The organism is Aquibacillus halophilus (genome assembly GCF_009649745.1).
Classification (GTDB): domain Bacteria; phylum Bacillota; class Bacilli; order Bacillales; family Amphibacillaceae; genus Aquibacillus; species Aquibacillus halophilus.
Window position 1 is genome coordinate 100,597 of sequence record NZ_WJNG01000007.1, and the last position, 19,063, is coordinate 119,659.

Below are 19,063 nucleotides of genomic sequence, written 5' to 3' on the forward strand. Positions count from 1 at the left end.
AGTATTGTTTGAGGTATATTTTGAATCTAATAAAGAGGCAGTAACATTTTGTCAACGTCTGTTCCAGTACGATAAATATTTTATTATTCATTGGAAAACTAATGATGAATGGGGGAATCAGATAAAGATTGAGGTGACTAATTCAGTTGCGAATCAACCACAAGTTATTGCAAGGGCAATGACTGACGTATTTATTAATCACAGAGAAATTAACTGGGTCAAACAGATGGTGACAAACAACTACTATTATAAGAATAAGGAGGAGATATATAGAATTATTGAGCTTGCCCAATCGATAATCTCAGGTAGTGATTTTGAGCTAAACAAAGTTGTTAAAAGTAAGCCGAGGAACACACTGTTTAACTTGTTTCAAACTTATACTAGTGAAAATATTGTCCATTATGATTCAATAGTGAATTTTCGTTTTCAATCATACCGAAATGAACTAATGGATGTGATCGGACTAGCCATTGATGAATACAAACGTGAAGAAGAATACCAATCTTTTATTGAATCATTAAGAGAATATGTATCAAGAAAAGGTACGTATTATTCAACGGTTCATGTAATCCAAGGTCACAATTTCAGGTATTACCAATCTGATGGTAATCCATTTTCAAATTCAGAGTTGATAGAAATGATAAAAAAAGAACCATTATACATAGTTGGATTAGATGAAGAGGAATTAAACTTAACCCCATTATTAACAATGGCGCCAAAGGAAATTATTATCTATGGAAATAATCCATCAGAAGCTAAAACATTAACCATCATTAATATATTTCAAGAAAAAGTAAAGTTTAAACCTTTAAAGAAATTCCCGTATCCAATTTTTTTAAAAACTAAGTCGTAAATGTGCTTGATTTTTTATGATTCTATCGCTATAATACGTTCATATATTAATTTAAGCACATTGGTTTTGATGAGGACAATATTTTATGAAAGAATACAAAGAGAGGGAAGTCATAGGCTGCAAGCTTCCTGTATATCTGCATAAAATTACCACCTCTGAACTCTGTTTTCGAAAACTATTAAGTGAGTAGTTAGCAGCGATTTGTCTACGTTACAGATTCTTAACGAGCCGTATATTGATACGGGAATTAGGGTGGAACCACGAGCAATGCTCGTCCCTTTGCATAATTGCAAAGGGACGGGCTTTTTTGTTTTTCTTTTTAATGAAAAAATAAGGAGTGAAAGTAATGTCAAAACAAATCATCATAGCATTTCCTGATGGAACTAAGAAAGAGTTCCCTCAAGGTACAACTGGGGAAGATATCGCAGCATCTATTTCACCAGGTCTTAAAAAGCAAGCACTTGCCATTAAATTAGATGGTATTCTGTATGATTTACGTAGAGAATTAACTCATAATGGTGAAATTGAGATTGTCACAAATAAAAGCGAAGATGGCATTGAGATTATGCGCCATTCTACTGCTCATCTATTAGCACAAGCTGTTAAAAGACTATATGGGAATGTCAAGCTAGGTGTTGGCCCAACAATCGAGAATGGCTTTTACTATGATATTGATATGGAAGAGTCGATTACACCAGAAGACTTACCACGTATTGAAAAGGAAATGCAACGAATTGTTGATGAAAATTTAGAGATTACCCGTAAAGAGGTTTCCCGAAACGACGCGATAGAAATGTTTAAAGAGATTGGAGATCATCTAAAATTAGAACTAATTGATGCTATTCCGGAAAATGATACAGTAACAATTTATCAACAAGGTGAGTTTTTTGATCTTTGTCGCGGAGTTCACGTACCATCAACTAGTAAAATAAAAGTATTTAAATTATTAAGTATATCTGGTGCATATTGGCGTGGAGACAGTAAAAATCAAATGCTACAGAGAATTTATGGTACTGCCTTTGAAAAGAAGAGCCAACTAGAGGAATATTTAAAGTTTCGAGAAGAGGCAAAAGAACGCGACCATCGTAAATTAGGAAAAGAGTTGCAGCTGTTTACAGTCTCACAACAAGTAGGTCAAGGATTACCCTTATGGCTTCCAAAGGGTGCAACAATTCGTCGCACTATTGAACGCTACATTGTAGATTTAGAAGAGCGCCTTGGTTATGATCATGTATATACACCGGTTTTGGGAAATGTTGAACTGTATAAGACTAGTGGTCATTGGGATCACTACAAAGACGATATGTTTCCAACTATGGAAATGGACAATGAGGATCTAGTGTTAAGACCGATGAATTGTCCACATCATATGATGGTATATAAAAATGAATTGTACAGCTACCGGAACCTTCCTGTTAGAATAGCAGAACTTGGAACAATGCACCGTCATGAAATGTCAGGAGCTCTAGCAGGATTACAACGTGTTCGAGCGATGACTTTAAACGATGCGCACATTTTTGCAAGACCAGATCAATTAAAAGATGAATTTATTCGTGTGGTACAGTTAGTGCAAAATGTCTATAAGGACTTTGGCATCGATGATTATTATTTCCGTTTATCATACCGTGATCCAGAAGATAATGAAAAATATGTAGACAATGATGAAATGTGGGAAAAAGCACAAGCCATGTTAAAGGAAACAATGGAGGACATGGAGTTAGATTACGTAGAAGCTGAAGGTGAAGCAGCATTTTACGGTCCTAAACTAGATGTAATGGTTAAAACTGCCCTTGGTAAAGATGAAACACTTTCCACTGTGCAACTTGATTTCCACTTACCTGAACGTTTTGATTTAACTTATATTGGTGTAGACGGGAAAGAACATCGTCCAGTAGTAATCCACCGTGGCGTTGTTTCAACAATGGAAAGGTTTGTTGCCTTTCTTATCGAGGAGTATAAGGGAGCGTTTCCAACATGGCTTTCACCAGTACAAGCTAAAATCCTTCCTGTTTCGGCTGATGTACATTTAGACTATGCTAAAAAAGTTGAAGACGAGTTACGTTTACAAGGTGTCCGTGTAGAAGTTGACCAAAGAGACGAGAAAATTGGTTACAAGATTAGAGAGGTCCAAATGCAAAAAGTTCCTTTTGCTTTGGTAGTTGGTGATAAAGAGATTGAAAGCAATTCTGTCAATGTCCGTCGATATGGTGAGAAAGATTCAGAGACTAAACCGTTGAGTGAATTTATCTCAGAAATCAAAGATGAAATTCAAAATAGAGTGTTACGCAACAAATAATAACAAAAGCAATCTATTTATAGTATAAGTCTCTTTCATAGGTTTTCTTGCTATTTAATTTATGGAGTTGATATAAAATGCGTCTTAACTTTGTCGTGACTTACCCCCATCCTTTATAGGATGAGTGATCATCCAGCGCTTCGGAAAAACGCTCCCTTTCCATGGGGAACGCTTCAGCCTCCTCACGAGGAAAACGCTCGTTGCGGGGTCTTCAGACTGTTCCTTTCCCATAGGAGTGTCGCATTTTTCCGAAGCTTTGAATAGCTTTCTGTTCAGGTGATAAGAACTCCAAGATATGCACAAAATAGAATTTTTATGTATTTAATACACTAGTAGAGTGTTTATAACTTCAATAAACCAACCAACAGCTATTTAATCTTATCTGTTGGTTAATTGGAGCGGAGGGCAGTCGACTCCAGCGGGAAAAGCGACGTCTGAAAATCCCGCAGGAAGCGGTTTTCTTCCGAGGAAGTTGAAGCGTTGCCCGCGGAAAGCGACTGCCCGGAGCGCAAATCACCATGTTAGTTTTGGCACAGTCTGTAGATTTTGTGTCAAAACAACTAATATATTAAAAAGAATTACGTAATTTAGAAACAGTACACCAATTTGATTCTGGTGTGCTGTTTTTTTATATATTTACTACATGTAACTTTCCATTTAATCCATTCGTCTTATTTTATAGCATTAAAAAAAGATGAGGAGTACAAAAAATGAGTAAAAATATATACTTATTTTCACTACTATTTTTATTTATAACCCTATCCGTTGATGCTGCACCTGACCCAGATGAGGTTGAAAGAATAAAAGGAAATTCTTCTCTACAAGTCGAAGGGGAGGTTATAACCGACAAATTACATTCTGATGTAGAAGGAAGTTATCCTAGTCAGGTTCGTAAAATGCAGTTAAAAATAAAAGAGGTAACAAAACAACCAACAGGTCTTACAATAGGTCCAGAAGATACGCTGTCCATTTTTTATTCTTATGTTCCATCATGGGTCCAATTGGCAGGTGGAGAAAAAATGGATATCATAGTTGGAGATGAGATTGAAATATGGTTGGAAAAATACGGAAATAGTTGGAAGCCGGCTCTTAGTGGTGAGACAGTTAATCATCTTGTGAAAGTCGAGCCAAGAAAGGAACCAATTCCAGAACCCTTTTCAAATAAGCTAAAACAAACAGTTCAGAATAATACAGGATACATAGTTTTAGGTGGAATTATAGTACTAGTATTTTACATGGGACTATTGATAAGAAAGTTTATGAAGTTTCGTTTATCATGAGATTGCTATCAATATTATCTAAATCAAACAGCAAATGCTTTAAAAAATATTAAAAACCATTAATTTTTTTATTGTAATCTATAGAAAAGTTAGTTATGATAGATAGGTTGTTGCAAAACTTATACACCACTTATTGACATTATATTTCACTTGTGATATTATTTTATAGGTATGGAATTGAATATGATCTTGAGACAAGTAGAAGCACCCGCTTCTCACCTGATTGACGCAATGTGCAGTTGACAGGTAATTATTCTGATTAAAAACAGGAGATGTGTGGGTGCAATGTGTACCGACACTTTTTTAATTTGAAAAAATTTATAAAAGTTCGTGGGATAGTTTAACACCGACTTGTCGTTGAAAGGTTACATTTTTTGAAAATCTATGGAGGTGGCTGATTATTAGCAAAGATATGAATGTCAATGAGAAAATTCGTGCACGTGAGGTTCGTCTCATTGATTCAAATGGGGATCAACTTGGCGTGAAAACTCGTCAAGAAGCGTTAGAAATTGCTCAAACTAGAAATCTAGATCTTGTACTTGTTGCACCGAATGCAAAACCACCGGTGTGCCGTATTATGGATTTTGGTAAATATCGTTTTGAACAACAAAAGAAAGAAAAAGAAGCTCGTAAAAACCAAAAGATTATTAACGTTAAAGAAGTTCGTCTTAGCCCAGGAATTGAAGAACATGACTTTAACACAAAATTACGCAATGCTTTAAAGTTCCTTGAAAAAGGTGACAAAGTTAAAGTATCTATTCGTTTTCGCGGACGTGCTATTACTCATAAAGAATTAGGACAAAAAGTTCTTGAGCGCATGGCTGAAGCATGTAAGGAGCTTTCCACGGTAGAACAAAGACCCAAAATGGAAGGTCGTAGCATGTTCTTAATGCTTGCACCCGTAAACGAAAAACAATAAGGCACTTATAAAGAATTAATAAGTTTTAGCTTACAAGGAGGAACTACTCATGCCAAAAATGAAAACACATAAAGGTAGTGCAAAACGTTTTAAAAGAACAGGTTCTGGGAAAGTAAAACGCTCCCATGCATATACTAGTCACTTATTTGCTAACAAATCAACAAAGCAAAAACGTAAACTACGTAAGGGTACACTTGTTTCAGCAGGAGATTATAAGCGCATTAAGCAAATGTTACCAAAAAAATAAACTCAAGCTTCCATCAGTTACTTTCTGATGTTAGTTGAACCAATCATGGTCCTAAAACTGTTAGCTACTTTCTTCCTGAAAGTGAGTTAAGAATTGTTATTCACCATGGAAATGCAAACTTACAAATAGATTCGTTGATATATAATAGGAGGGAATTACTATGCCACGTGTTAAAGGTGGAACAGTTACGCGTAGACGTCGCAAACGCGTATTAAAACTAGCAAAAGGTTATTATGGTGCAAAACATGCACTATTTAAAACAGCAAAACAACAGGTAACAAAATCAGGTCAATATGCTTATCGTGACCGTAGAAATAAGAAACGTGATTTCCGCAAACTTTGGATTGCACGTATTAACGCTGCAGCACGTATGAATGGACTAACTTATAGCCGTTTAATGTTTGGTTTAAAGCAAGCAGGTATCGAAGTTAATCGTAAAATGCTTTCTGATCTTGCAGTAAATGACCAACAAGCATTCACTCAACTAGCTGAACAAGCAAAATCAGCACTTAAATAATTGATCAAATAAAGGACCATTTCTTCTAATGAAATGGTCCTTTATTTTAATTGGATAATACTGAATCAACAAATTTTAAAAGAGTAGGTGCCCAAAATATGGAGACGATATATATTTTAATAGGCTATGCCTTAATTATTAATGTTGTTGCGTTTTTTACAATGGGGATAGATAAAAAGCGTTCCAAAGCTGGAGCATGGAGAATATCTGAAAAGACAATTTGGAGCCTTGCATTTATTGGAGGAGCGATTGGTAGTTCTTTCGGAATGAGATTGTTCAGCCACAAGACAAAACATCGTTCCTTTCAATATGGATTACCGATTCTTGGGATTTTAGAAGCTTTCATCTTTTTTTATCTTATTTACCGTATTTCTAATTAATACAATCATTAATATTTTTTATGTCATAATAGCTCGTCTCTTGTCATACATATTAATAGACACATAGAGAAGGGGGCTATCTATGGAATACATAAGTACTTACTTGATGGCCATCATTGAAACGGGTGGATTGTTCGCTCCATTGTTATTCATCGGATTTCATTTACTTAGGCCTATGTTTTTTCTCCCAGTAGTATTTATTTGTATTTCAGGAGGTATCTTGTTCGGGGCAGTAGCAGGTGCTCTTTATTCCGTTATAGGTATAACACTTTCAAGTTTAATATTCTATAAAATGGTCAAGTGGATGCCCAACACCTTTGAAAGATTGGTGAAAATGAAACACAAACTAATTGGAGAAAATTCTAGGTTTACAACGCCACAAATTGCTCTTCTAAGATTAGTACCTTTTATCCATTTTCATTTGTTGTCACTATGTATTTTGGAAATATCAAGCAGCTTTAAAGATTATATGAGATCATCCCTTTATTCTAATATACCTCTTGCGGTTGTTTATACATCTGTAGGTAAATGGATATCAACTTTTTCGCCAATAATAATGGGAAGTTTGCTACTTGGACTGTTACCTTTCTTATATTTGTTAAGAAGGAAGGAAATAAGTATTAAATGGGAAGACTTTTTTGGAGTTCAGTCCACAAAAACCGGTGGCATATAAATCCATCTGATGGCTCGTAATTCTTAAGATGAGTAAAGTACCCTCTACCAGAAATTCTCTTGGTAGGGGGTACTTTATACTTTAGTCAGAACAAGTTTGTTAATCGGATACTTCCATTCTATCTCAGCGTGTGGATATCTTATTAATATTTCTTGCTCTAAGAAATATAAATCATCTCTCTCTAACCCTTTTAACTCTCCTGGATTACGGGCATGAACATTAATATTGATAACATCAAATGATTTTTCAGTTGTACCTAAATATTTTTCACCCTCAAATAAAAATCCTTTATAAGTCATAAGTAAATTCTTTTTTATATTATCAGAGTCATCAAGAAAATAAAAAGACTTTTTTTCTTTAGCAACCTCCAATTTTCTTTTTGGATTCATAATATATTTATAAGCAGTGTATAAGAGCATTATCATAGCTATTATTATTAATAATCTAAATATTAAAATTATCATTTTCATCGACTCCTAAATTAGTCTTCAATACTTAATACGGTTGATAGCTAGTTATGGTTTCACTTTAATTAGTATTTACATGTTATAATCGAAAAAAGTTTAAAAAGGAGTAGTTGCAATGGAATGGAGTCATTTATTTAACATGCAAAAACAATTAGATTCATACATAGAATCAAATCATCAACTAGATTCGATTGATCTGTTTGATAAGAAAGTACTAGCCTTGCTAGTAGAAGTTGGAGAGCTTGCTAACGAAACTAGATGCTTCAAATTTTGGAGCAAAAAGGCCCCGAGTGAAAACAAAGTTATCTTAGAAGAGTATGTTGACGGACTTCATTTTATTTTGTCTCTTGGGTTAGATAAAAATCTCACTTTTAATTCTGCAAAAATGGAAGGTTCTTTTAACATTACTGATCATTTTAATAATGTGTTTAAGGAAATCATAGCATTTAAAAGTGAACCAAGTAAAGAAAAGTACAACAAACTCTTTAATACATATATTGCTTTAGGAAGTAAACTTGGCTTTGATGAAAAAAGTGTACAAGCTGCTTATTTTGAGAAGAATAAGGTTAATCATGAAAGACAAGATAAAGGATATTAATTGTATTTTTTGTTTATTGAACCGAAAAAGGCTATACTTTTAGTTGAATTATCATAAAGGAGGATGTATTACATATGGCAAATACCAAAGAAACATTAACCATGCTAAAAGAATTAACTGATGCTAGAGCGATATCTGGTAATGAAAAAGAAGCACGAGATGTAATGAATAAATATATCTCTCCATATGCAGATGAGGTTTTTACGGATAATTTAGGTAGCTTAATTGCAAAAAAAATAGGCAAAGATAATGGACCTAAGATTATGGTAGCAGGACACTTAGATGAAGTCGGATTTATGGTAACACGTATTGATGAAAAAGGATTTGTTTATTTTCAGACGGTTGGTGGGTGGTGGAGCCAGGTAATGCTTGCCCAACGTGTTACGCTCCTTACAAATAAGGGTGATGTGACAGGTGTAATTGGTTCTAAACCACCTCATATTTTACCTCCAGAAGCACGAAAAAAGCCTGTAGAGATTAAAGATATGTTTATTGACATAGGTGCAACTAGTAAAGAAGAAGCGACAGAGTTTGGCGTACGTCCTGGTGATTCAATTGTTCCTTATTTTGAATTCACACAGATGAAAAATGAAAAACTATTGTTAGCAAAGGCCTGGGATAACCGTATTGGTTGTGCAATTGCAATCGAAGTAATGAAGCAATTGAAGGGTGAAAGCCACCCTAACATTGTGTACGGTGTTGGAACAATACAAGAAGAAGTAGGTCTTCGTGGAGCAAAGACATCTACAAATGCAATAGAGCCAGATATTGGTTTCGCAGTTGACGTTGGTATTGCTGGTGACACGCCTGGAATTTCTGATAAGGATGCAGATAGCAAAATTGGAGAAGGGCCACAAATAATCCTTTATGATGCATCAATGATTTCACACAAAGGTCTTCGTGACTTTGTGCTAGATACTGCTGATGAAAAGAAGATTCCATATCAATATGCTACTATGCCAGGTGGTGGAACAGACTCAGGATCTATTCATCTAACCGCAAACGGTGTACCGGCACTGTCAATCACAATTGCTACCCGTTATATTCATACACATGCCGCTATTCTTCATCAAGACGATTTTGAAAATGCTGTAAAGCTAATTGTTGAAGTTATAAAGAGATTAGATGCAGATAAGGTGAAGGAAATTACTTTTAGTTAAGAAAAGAATTTAAAAGGGTGTCACCAAGTTTTTGGGACACCCTTTTAAAAAATTATGCGTTATAACTATTCATTACTTTTAGTACATAGTTTTGTGTTTCTTTAAATGGAGGGATTCCTTGATGTTTATCGACATTGCCTGGACCAGCATTATAAGCAGCTAACGCCAAATTGACATCGCCGTTATATCGATCCAGCATTTGTTTTAGATAACGCGTTCCTCCAAAGATATTTTCTTTGGGGTCAAAAGAATTTTCTACACCTAGGCCTCTGGCAGTTGATGGCATCAATTGCATTAAACCTTGTGCTCCAGCCCCACTTACTGCATGTGCATTAAAGTTAGATTCTGTTTGAATTACTGATCTTATTAATTTTTCCTCGACGCCATATGTGTTTGATGCTTGGTGAATCAAATCATTAATTTCATTAGTTGAGTTCATAGGTGTTGAGATTTTTATGTTAGGTATGTAATTATTTAATGGGAAATCTTTAGATGTAGCCAAAGTATGAGCATTACTATCTGAACTTGCTGTTGTAAGTAGGTTATTTAGAATTTGTTGAAAAGCTTGATCCATTGCTGAGGATTGGGAAGAATATGAATTATTGTTCGTCAGTAAAGACATTGCTTGTATTTGCATTAGATTTTGCATATATTTAATATCCATCATATTCCCTCGCTTATCGACATTTTTTTACAATCTCGTTAAGTGTAGTTTACAGGATTTGCGAATGATAGGCAATTTAATTTTATATTTCGATATAACTAAAGAATTAAGGTAAATAAAAAAGGCTGTTCATTACAATTGAACAACCCCCTTTTTAACAAAGACTTTATTGACCTTGTCTTACCCCTTGTTCAAGTGTTTTAAGCATTTCTTGCTTATCATTGTTATCGGAATGCTGCCACAGAACTTCAAAAAACACTCCTAATCCAGGTAACATTTTTTCTTCTCCATTTTGAATTGCATCAACAATGGTAGCTTCCAATTCTTCCGAGTTATTATCGGATACATTAGATAATATTGCATTTCTTAAATTTAAATCCATTTCTTTCACCTCTAATTAAGTATTTGGTATTCAACTGACTATCTAGGAAAACTATACATTTAACAGGAGTTTTCGCAGATAATATATAATTAGTTTGACCCTATAAGGTTGAAATATGTATGATGAAATTAAAATAGCTAAGGATGATTTGATGATAACATCAGTACAAAATAGTAAGGTAAAAGAATGGAATAAACTCAAAAAAAAGAAAGATAGAGAAAGAACTAATTCATTTCTAGTTGAAGGAAATCATCTAGTTCAAGAGGCGTACGACAGTAATTGGAATATAAAAGAGATAATAATCGAAGAGGGAACTGTCTTACCGAGTTGGCTAGGCAATAAGGATGTTACGTATGTCTCTGACCATGTTTTCAAATCCATAACTGATACAAAAACACCACAAGGAATAGCGGCAGTCGTAGAAATGAAAGAGCCAAGTCAGCAAGAGTTAAATCGGATTGTGATTTTGGATACTGTTCAAGATCCTGGAAATTTAGGTACTATTATCCGTACCGCAGATGCTGCAGGTTTTGATGCGATTATACTTGGTGACGGAACGGTTGATTTGTATAACGAAAAGGTAATTAGGTCAACTCAAGGTTCGGTGTTCCACTTACCTATATTTCAAAAAAATCTACATAATGAAATTCCCTCTTTAAAAGAAAGAGCTTTTCAAGTGTGGGCATCGACTTTAGAAGGTGCAAAGGCTTATACAAATCTGCCCATCCCTGATAAAGTAGCTTTAATCGTAGGGAATGAAGGCTCTGGAATCCAGCCTTCTATTATTGATTTAGCGGATGAAAAAGTACATATTCCTATATACGGACAAGCTGAATCATTAAATGTTAGTGTAGCCACCGGCATATTGCTTTATCATATAGCAAACCAAAAAAAATAAAAATTCCTATTCCTGATGGGAAATCAGCCTTTTTTGTTAGAAAGTTAGTACTTAAGGTTGCATCTTTGCTTTGCTTTTTCTATAATAAGAAAATAATAAGAATATCGACAGGCAAAGAAAGAGTCAGTAAACAGTTGCAGAATCGTTATAAGGGAGAAAATGCCGTAGACTGAAAGCATTTTTACCGAGGTAACTGTTGAATATTCACTCTTGAGCCGACACTGGGACCTTGTCGCTTGAGCGCAAGTAAAGGTGTTCCGGATTTATTCCGTTATCAAGCTCAAGTGGACATATTTTTACATGTGTCAACAAGGGTGGTACCGCGATCTTACAAGTCTCGTCCCTTTATTTTAGGGGCGAGGCTTTTTTATGCTTTTTCGAGATCTGAGAAAACGGGTAAATGCAGGTCGTCAGTACATAAATTAGAGGAGGTTATTTTTTATGAAGGAACGGTTAAAAGAACTGCAGTTAGAAGCGTTAGAACGAGTAGAGAAAGCATCTACTCTATCGGATCTTCAAGATATTCGTGTCGCTTATCTTGGTAAGAAAGGTCCAATTACAGAAGTATTACGAGGTATGGGTAAATTATCACAAGAAGAACGACCAATTATCGGCGAACTTGCTAATAAGGTTCGAGAGGGTATTGCAAATGAACTTGATGTCAAGAAAGCGAAGTTAGAGGCTAAAGAATTGGATAAGAAATTAGAACAGGAAACGATTGATATAACCCTTCCTGGAAGGCCAGTTCAAGTTGGAGGACCGCATTTGTTGACTAGTATTGTTCAAGAAATCGAAGACTTGTTTATTGGAATGGGCTTTGAGATAAGAGAAGGCCCAGAGGTTGAAACAGATTATTATAACTTTGAAGCTTTAAATTTACCAAAGGGACACCCTGCTAGGGATATGCAGGACTCCTTTTACATTACGGAAGATCTATTATTACGTACACATACATCACCAGTACAGGCACGTACTATGGGTGAATACAAGGGAAGTCAACCAGTTAAAATGATTTGTCCTGGCAAAGTGTATCGTCGTGATACGGATGATGCGACACACTCCCATCAATTTACTCAGGTTGAAGGGTTATATGTTGATAAAGACGTTAGAATGAGTGATTTGAAAGGTGTCTTAAACAGTTTTGCTAAACAGTTATTTGGTGAAGATAGGGAAATTCGATTACGACCTAGTTTCTTTCCATTTACCGAACCATCTGTTGAAATGGATATCTCTTGTAAAGTTTGTAATGGAAAAGGTTGTTCCGTCTGTAAAAGAACTGGTTGGATTGAAATACTTGGTGGAGGTATGGTACACCCAAGAGTTTTGGAATTAGCCGGATACGATCCGAAGGTGTACAACGGATTTGCATTTGGTATGGGACCTGAACGAATCGCTATGCTTAAATATGGAGTAGATGATATACGCCATTTCTATGCAAATGATGTAAGGTTTTTAAAGCAATATCATAAAGCAGAATAGGGAGGTTATCTGATGTTTGTATCTTTAAATTGGTTAAGAAATTATGTTGATATAGAAAATATCACACCAGAAGAACTAGCAGAAAAAATTACTAAGACTGGTATCGAAGTTGAGGGGATCGAGTACATTGCTGACCAGAGCTCAAATGTAGTAGTTGGTTTTGTTAACGAATGTGAAAAACATCCGAATGCAGACAAACTGAATTTATGTCAAGTTGACGTTGGTGATGAAGTATTACAAATCATTTGCGGTGCACCAAACATTGCTCAAGGTCAAAAAGTAGCAGTTGCAAAACCGGGTGCAGTGCTACCAGGTAATTTCAAAATTAAAAAGGCAAAGCTTCGCGGTGTAGAATCAAATGGTATGATTTGTTCTTTACAGGAACTTGGAATTGAAGAAAAATATGTACCAAAAGATGTGGCAGAGGGTATTTTTGTATTCCCAGAAGAATCAGAAGTAGGAGTAAATGCATTACAATTATTAAACTTGGATGATGCGATTTTAGAGCTAGGTTTAACGCCAAACCGCTCCGATGCGTTAAGTATGTTAGGTGTTGCCTACGAAGTGTCAGCAATCCTAGATGTCCCAATTCGCTTACCCGAAGAAGGAGTAGAAACTGGCACAGAGAAAGCTAGCGATTATGTATCTATAAAAGTAGAGGATCCGGATTTAAATCCATACTACGGGGCTTTTGTCGTAAAGGACATTCAAATTGGACCTTCACCTTTATGGATTCGTAATTATTTAATGGCGGCTGGTATTCGACCAATTAACAATGTTGTAGATATTACGAATTATGTACTCCTTGAATATGGTCAACCGCTTCATGCATTCGATTTTGATCAATTTGGATCGAAGGAAATTGTAGTGAGAAGAGCGCATGATGGGGAAAAAATGATCACTCTAGACGACGAGGAAAGAACGTTAAAATCAGATCATTTAGTTATTACAAATGGACAACAACCAACAGCACTAGCTGGTGTAATGGGTGGAGCAAATTCTGAAGTATCTGACCAAACCACTACAGTTTTGTTGGAAGCAGCATATTTTGCACCATCTGCAGTTAGAACATCGTCAAAAGACCATGGACTTCGAAGTGAATCGAGTACACGATTTGAAAAAGGTGTCGATCCTAACCGTGTAAAAAGAGCAGGGTTAAGAGCTGCACAGCTATTAACTAAGTATGCTAATGGAACATTATTAAGTGGTATAGTGGAATTTGATCAACTTGACAAATCAGAAGTAGAAGTTAACATTCAAACCAACAAAATTAATAACCGACTTGGCACAGAAATTAGTAAGGAAACAATTGCTGATATTCTACGGAAACTAAATTTCAATTATGACCAAGACGGAGATGATTTTACAATACATGTACCTACTCGACGCCAAGACATTACAATATTTGAAGATATGATTGAAGAAGTCGCTAGAATATATGGCTATGATAATTTGCCATATACGTTACCACAAGGCGCTTCACAAGCTGGTGGTCTTACAAATCAACAACAGTTGAAACGAAATGTGAAGAATTATTTCGAGAGTGCAGGATTGATGGAAGCAATCACGTATTCATTAACAACCAAACAACGTGCTAATCTACTTATTAGTCCAGAGATAAAATCAAAAGCAGAGGTCCCTGTGGCACTTGCCATGCCTATGAGTGAAGAACATAGCACATTGCGTTTAAGCATCCTACCTGAAATGCTTGATTCCCTAGCTTATAACATCGCGAGGAAGCAACCGAATTTGGGCTATTATGAAGTAGGTACAGTATTTGTTTCAGAACAAAAAATAGTTACAGAGCAACCAGAAGAAAAATTAAGAGCAACTGGAGCGGTTACAGGGGAGTGGATATCACACCCGTGGCAACAAGAAAAAAGAGTAGTAGATTTCTTTTTAGTCAAAGGTATTGTTGAAGGACTATTCCGGAAATTAAATCTTTCGGTTGAATATAAGCAGGTGAAGATAGACGGAATGCACCCTGGAAGAACTGCTCAAATTTATTTACAAGAAAGACCAATTGGTTTTCTTGGTCAAGTGCATCCCAAATTACAAAAAGATTATGATTTGAAAGACACATACGTATTTGACATAGATTTGGACTATATTTTTGAGCTACATGATATCGAACCTAGCTTTTTAAAAATTCCACGTTATCCTTCTATTTCTAGGGATATAGCACTAGTAGTAAAAGAAGAAGTCTATGCAGGTGCTATTCAGTCTACTATTGAAGAGGCTGGCGGTTCACTTGTAAAAGAAGTTCAAGTATTTGATGTGTATCAAGGTGAGCATTTAGCTAAAGGTACAAAATCGATTGCATTCAATATCCTATATTTAGACCCAGAGAAAACCCTAAAAGATGAAGAGGTAGAGAAATCTTATCAAGCAATTCTATCTGCTGTACAAGATGTGCATCAAGCAGAGTTAAGAGGATAATAAGAAAGAGGCTGTCATCAATGACAGCCTCTTTCTTATTATCAATAATGTTTTGCTTTTTCCGTATTGGCAAAGTGAATTTTGGCATACTTTGAAAGCTCATCTAGACCGATGTTACGTAAGATACCACCAGCAACTTTATCTACTTTTTGAGAGGCTCCTTTTGGTAAGGTTACCCCTGCTAAGTCTGATAGTTTATCCATTTCCTTCACAAAACTAGCCCTTGCAATTATCGAACCAGTAGCTACGGCAATCGAGTGACTTTCCGCCTTGGTCATGAAATAAACGTTCTCCTGAAGCACTTCTCGTTCCGATTTAAGATGGTTTTTATAGCTGTGTGGTAGGGAAAATTGGTCAATTAAAATACCTACTGGCTTATTTGGTTCGATTTTTTTAAGTAGCTTTGTGATGGCATGATGATGTAGCATCGTTTTCATCTTTCCTTGTGTCCAACCCTTACTTTGAAGCTTATTATATTTTTCATTATGTAATATTACTAATGAATAAGGAACTTTCATTTTAACTATTTCTTTTGCGATTAATTGTATTTTATCATCGGTCAAGTTCTTTGAGTCTTTTACACCAATTTCTTTTAGTAATGGAATTTGCTCTTTTTTAACGTAAGCAGCAGCTACAGTAATTGGACCAAAATAATCACCGGTTCCAGCCTCATCAGATCCGATATGTGAAGAAGTAAAGAGTGAGGATGGGGGGGCATAGGAATGTGCTGATTTTAGGGTGCCTTTCTTGTTCTCAGAAGTAGTTTGTTGAACGCTCCCCCATTTAGCTGCTTCGGTTTCAGGTGATGCTCCTTGAAATAGAACCTTTCCGGACTTATATGCAGTAATTGAACTATTACTTGTTTTTGCTGAAAATATTGCTCCTGGTGGGGCAGCTTTTAAAGAGTTTTTGTAAAAAGATTTTAATTCTAGTATTTTTTCCTTAGATAGTATTAAGACGATTTGTGGCATAGTATCTCTCCAATTCTTTAATTATTCCATTATACCAATAATAAAGCCGTCAGAATAGTTTCCTAAATGATAGTCTTCATGTTAATATTAAATTTAGGATTTGATAGAAACGGGGGGTATAATCGTGTCCCAAACTGATAAAACACGTACTACGGTTGACATATATGGTAGATCCTACACGATAGTTGGTACAGAGAGAGCGCACCATGTAAGAATGGTCTCTAGTCTTGTTGACCAAAAAATGCGTGAAATTCATGATGCAAACAAAAGCTTGGACACTACCAAATTGGCTGTTTTAACAGCGGTAAATACAATGAATGATTATTTGAAACTGAAAGATGAATACGCAGAACTACTTGGTTCAATAAAACAGAAAGAGGATTAAGAAAAAATGATTGATATTATATTATTGGGAATACTAATTCTAGGTATTTTTATTGGTTTAAAAAGAGGATTCATTCTGCAATTATTCCACTTAATTGGTTTTTTTATTGCATTTATTGTCTCTGTTCTTTATTATGACAAGTTGTCGTCAAAATTGGATTTATGGATTCCGTATCCAGATTTACCCGAAGATGCTACATGGGCTGTTTTTCTAGATACGTTACCACTAGAATCTGCATTTTATAATGGTATCGCTTTCGTTGCAATCTTTTTTGCAACAAAGATTGTTTTACAAATCCTAACATCTATGTTGGACTTTGTTGCAGACTTACCTATTTTAAACTCAATTAATGTAATATTGGGTGCAATTTTAGGCTTTGTTGAAACATACTTTATTTTGTTTGTTTTTATTTACATATTGGCGTTGGCCCCTGTTGAATTTATTCAAAATCGACTAGAGAGCTCATCGATTGTTACGTATATGGTTGATAGCACCCCTTATATCTCAAACCAGATCAAAATTCTTTGGTTTGAACATGTAGTAACTTTGTTAGAACGTTAACTTCCTTGGATTTTAGGGTGACAATTTGATGTGACGGGATTAATATATTCAGGAGAGAAACCCTTGCGGACAGTAAAGCAAGGGTTTTATCTACTTTAAGGTTAGTTACTCGTTAAATAAGAGTGGTCTTCATTAGATTATTTTTAGGAGGATTATTGAAGATGTCTATAGATAAAAAAGATGTTATCAAATTACTCGAATCTATATCAGTTTATTTAGAGTTAAAAGGAGAAAATTCATTTAAGATTGCTGCTTATCGTAAAGCAGCCCAAGCCTTAGAATCAGACGATAGGTCTTTAAATGAAATAGATGACTTTACTAAGATTAATGGAATTGGTAAGGGAACCTCGACTGTAATTCAGGAATTTATTAGTAATGGATTTTCGGATACATTGCAGCAGTTACAGGAAGAGGTACCTAAAGGCTTAATTCCATTGCTACAATTGCCAGGGTTAGGTGGTAAAAAACTATCAAAGCTATATCAAGAACTAGGTGTGACAGATGCTGCTTCACTAAAAGCATCATGCGAAAAAGGTGAGGTTGAGAATTTAAGTGGTTTTGGCAAAAAGACAGCTGAAAAAATTCTTAAGGGATTAAGTGAAGTATCTAATCGTCCGGAACGTTTACCAATTGCATTTATGCTACCAATAGTTGATAAAATTGAAAAAATATTAAGTGAGATAGATTCAATCAACAGGTTTTCACGTGCAGGTAGTGTTCGGAGAATGAGTGAAACAATTAAAGATTTAGACTTTATTATTGGTTCCGAACAGCCGCTAATTGTTAGAGATGAATTGTTGGAGATAAAAGATATTAAAAACATAATTGCTTCAGGTGAAACAAAGGTTTCGATTGTTTTGGATGTAGGCTATGATGTGAATGTTGATTTTCGTATTGTCTCACCTAAGGAATTTGCTACTACATTACATCATTTTACAGGTTCCAAGGAACATAACGTCGCTATGAGACAGCTTGCGAAATCACAAGGCATGAAGATTAATGAGTATGGGCTTGAAAACGTAGAAACTAGCGAAATAATAACTTTTGATAGTGAAACAGATTTCTTTAAACACTTTGGTCTCAATTATATCTCACCAGAGCTTAGAGAAAATAAGGGTGAAATAGAGGCGTTTCGTTCGCAAGTTCCTCTTGTCACACAAAAAGATGTTCGTGGTGACCTACATATGCATACGACATGGAGTGATGGAGCACAGTCGATAGAGGAAATGGTAAACATGGCCATTAGCCGGGGATATGAGTATATAGCTATTACTGATCATTCAAAGTTTTTGAAAGTAGCTAATGGTCTTGATGAAAAGAAAATACGTAGGCAACGAGAAGAGATAAATCGACTAAATGACAAATATAAGAACTTTCATATTTTTGCGGGAATAGAAATGGATATCTTACCTGATGGAACATTAGACTTTTCGAATGAATTTTTAAAAGAAATGGATTATGTAGTTGCTGGGATTCATTCTAGCTTTAATCAATCAAAGGATAAAATTATGAAACGTTTGAATTCTGCCCTAGAGAACCAGTATGTGAATGTAATTGCTCATCCTACTGGGAGATTGATTGGTCGAAGAGAAGGTTACCAGGTGGATGTCGAGCAGTTAATCATGGGTGCTAAGGAAACGGGAACTGTACTTGAGTTAAACGCTAATCCTAATCGTTTTGATTTATCGTGGGAATGGATAAAACTTGCGCAGGAAAATGGAGTTAATATTGCTGTTAATACTGATGCGCATAGCTACACGACACTAAATAATATGGAAGTAGGAATAGGGATTGCCCGTAAAGGATGGTTACGTAAAGAAACGGTAATTAATACCTGGACCAAAGAAGAGTTGAAAAAACTTTTTCATAGCAAAGGATTAAAAAAGGAGTAACT

General features: G+C 35.4%; 21 protein-coding genes and 3 other annotated features. Of the genes, 17 read left to right on the plus strand and 4 right to left on the minus strand.

Annotation, left to right across the window (positions count from 1 at the left end):
* Positions 1–4: 4 nt before the first annotated feature.
* From ytxC to GH741_RS09425, 9 genes are all read left to right on the plus strand, one after another.
* Positions 5–853 carry a sporulation protein YtxC gene (ytxC, locus tag GH741_RS09385; RefSeq protein ID WP_153736544.1) on the plus strand — a complete coding sequence of 283 codons (849 nt, stop codon included), beginning with the start codon at positions 5–7 and terminating at the stop codon, positions 851–853.
* Positions 854–910: 57 nt separating this feature from the next.
* Positions 911–1,135: a binding site (T-box leader), on the plus strand.
* Positions 1,136–1,199: 64 nt separating this feature from the next.
* Positions 1,200–3,149 (plus strand): threonine--tRNA ligase, encoded by a 1,950-nt coding sequence (thrS, locus tag GH741_RS09390; protein ID WP_153736545.1) that lies wholly within the window; start codon positions 1,200–1,202, stop codon positions 3,147–3,149.
* Positions 3,150–3,534: 385 nt separating this feature from the next.
* A complete protein-coding gene (locus tag GH741_RS09395; protein WP_153736546.1) occupies positions 3,535–3,735 on the plus strand; it encodes a hypothetical protein in 201 nt (66 codons plus the stop codon).
* 124 nt (positions 3,736–3,859) lie between these two features.
* Positions 3,860–4,429 (plus strand): hypothetical protein, encoded by a 570-nt coding sequence (locus GH741_RS09400; RefSeq protein ID WP_153736547.1) that lies wholly within the window; start codon positions 3,860–3,862, stop codon positions 4,427–4,429.
* Between the two features lie 190 nt (positions 4,430–4,619).
* Positions 4,620–4,740 (plus strand) — a sequence feature (ribosomal protein L20 leader region).
* 101 nt (positions 4,741–4,841) lie between these two features.
* The gene (gene infC, locus GH741_RS09405) at positions 4,842–5,348 is read left to right on the plus strand and encodes a translation initiation factor IF-3 (protein WP_153736548.1); all 507 of its coding nucleotides are present in this window, start codon (positions 4,842–4,844) and stop codon (positions 5,346–5,348) included.
* A 49-nt stretch (positions 5,349–5,397) separates the two neighbouring features.
* Positions 5,398–5,595, plus strand: coding sequence for a 50S ribosomal protein L35 (gene rpmI / locus GH741_RS09410; protein WP_153736549.1), 198 nt, complete (start codon positions 5,398–5,400; stop codon positions 5,593–5,595).
* A gap of 160 nt (positions 5,596–5,755) precedes the next feature.
* The gene (gene rplT / locus GH741_RS09415; RefSeq protein WP_153736550.1) at positions 5,756–6,112 is read left to right on the plus strand and encodes a 50S ribosomal protein L20; all 357 of its coding nucleotides are present in this window, start codon (positions 5,756–5,758) and stop codon (positions 6,110–6,112) included.
* Positions 6,113–6,210: 98 nt separating this feature from the next.
* Positions 6,211–6,492 carry a DUF1294 domain-containing protein gene (locus tag GH741_RS09420; protein WP_153736551.1) on the plus strand — a complete coding sequence of 94 codons (282 nt, stop codon included), beginning with the start codon at positions 6,211–6,213 and terminating at the stop codon, positions 6,490–6,492.
* Positions 6,493–6,574: 82 nt separating this feature from the next.
* Positions 6,575–7,165 carry a TVP38/TMEM64 family protein gene (locus GH741_RS09425; RefSeq protein WP_153736552.1) on the plus strand — a complete coding sequence of 197 codons (591 nt, stop codon included), beginning with the start codon at positions 6,575–6,577 and terminating at the stop codon, positions 7,163–7,165.
* A gap of 74 nt (positions 7,166–7,239) precedes the next feature.
* Here GH741_RS09425 and GH741_RS09430 read toward each other — a convergent pair whose 3' ends face one another.
* Entirely contained in the window at positions 7,240–7,629 is a 390-nt protein-coding gene (locus GH741_RS09430; RefSeq protein ID WP_153736553.1) for a sigma-w pathway protein ysdB, read from the minus strand.
* A gap of 118 nt (positions 7,630–7,747) precedes the next feature.
* Between GH741_RS09430 and GH741_RS09435 the strand changes: the two genes are divergently transcribed.
* Together GH741_RS09435 and GH741_RS09440 are read left to right on the plus strand one after the other, a co-directional pair.
* Entirely contained in the window at positions 7,748–8,230 is a 483-nt protein-coding gene (locus GH741_RS09435; protein ID WP_153736554.1) for a dUTP diphosphatase, read from the plus strand.
* Between the two features lie 74 nt (positions 8,231–8,304).
* Positions 8,305–9,390, plus strand: coding sequence for a M42 family metallopeptidase (locus GH741_RS09440; protein WP_153736555.1), 1,086 nt, complete (start codon positions 8,305–8,307; stop codon positions 9,388–9,390).
* 52 nt (positions 9,391–9,442) lie between these two features.
* Here GH741_RS09440 and GH741_RS09445 read toward each other — a convergent pair whose 3' ends face one another.
* A complete protein-coding gene (locus GH741_RS09445; protein ID WP_153736556.1) occupies positions 9,443–10,054 on the minus strand; it encodes a lytic transglycosylase domain-containing protein in 612 nt (203 codons plus the stop codon).
* A gap of 166 nt (positions 10,055–10,220) precedes the next feature.
* On the minus strand, positions 10,221–10,436 hold the full coding sequence (sspI, locus tag GH741_RS09450) for a small acid-soluble spore protein SspI (protein WP_153736557.1): 216 nt from the start codon (positions 10,434–10,436) through the stop codon (positions 10,221–10,223).
* 115 nt (positions 10,437–10,551) lie between these two features.
* Between sspI and GH741_RS09455 the strand changes: the two genes are divergently transcribed.
* From GH741_RS09455 to pheT, 3 genes are all read left to right on the plus strand, one after another.
* Entirely contained in the window at positions 10,552–11,334 is a 783-nt protein-coding gene (locus GH741_RS09455; RefSeq protein WP_338079331.1) for a TrmH family RNA methyltransferase, read from the plus strand.
* 105 nt (positions 11,335–11,439) lie between these two features.
* Positions 11,440–11,682 (plus strand) — a binding site (T-box leader).
* Between the two features lie 93 nt (positions 11,683–11,775).
* A complete protein-coding gene (gene pheS, locus GH741_RS09460) occupies positions 11,776–12,813 on the plus strand; it encodes a phenylalanine--tRNA ligase subunit alpha (RefSeq protein ID WP_153736558.1) in 1,038 nt (345 codons plus the stop codon).
* A gap of 12 nt (positions 12,814–12,825) precedes the next feature.
* Positions 12,826–15,252 carry a phenylalanine--tRNA ligase subunit beta gene (gene pheT, locus GH741_RS09465; RefSeq protein ID WP_153736559.1) on the plus strand — a complete coding sequence of 809 codons (2,427 nt, stop codon included), beginning with the start codon at positions 12,826–12,828 and terminating at the stop codon, positions 15,250–15,252.
* A 41-nt stretch (positions 15,253–15,293) separates the two neighbouring features.
* On the opposite strand, the gene rnhC is transcribed toward pheT, so the two are convergent.
* A complete protein-coding gene (rnhC, locus tag GH741_RS09470; protein WP_153736560.1) occupies positions 15,294–16,223 on the minus strand; it encodes a ribonuclease HIII in 930 nt (309 codons plus the stop codon).
* Between the two features lie 124 nt (positions 16,224–16,347).
* Between rnhC and zapA the strand changes: the two genes are divergently transcribed.
* The 3 genes from zapA (at position 16,348) to polX (ending at position 19,061) form a co-directional block, all read left to right on the plus strand.
* On the plus strand, positions 16,348–16,608 hold the full coding sequence (zapA, locus tag GH741_RS09475; protein ID WP_338079332.1) for a cell division protein ZapA: 261 nt from the start codon (positions 16,348–16,350) through the stop codon (positions 16,606–16,608).
* A 6-nt stretch (positions 16,609–16,614) separates the two neighbouring features.
* On the plus strand, positions 16,615–17,169 hold the full coding sequence (locus GH741_RS09480) for a CvpA family protein (RefSeq protein ID WP_153736562.1): 555 nt from the start codon (positions 16,615–16,617) through the stop codon (positions 17,167–17,169).
* A gap of 161 nt (positions 17,170–17,330) precedes the next feature.
* Positions 17,331–19,061: a DNA polymerase/3'-5' exonuclease PolX gene (gene polX, locus GH741_RS09485; protein ID WP_153736563.1), complete on the plus strand. Its 1,731-nt coding sequence runs from the start codon at positions 17,331–17,333 to the stop codon at positions 19,059–19,061.
* Positions 19,062–19,063 lie beyond the last annotated feature (2 nt).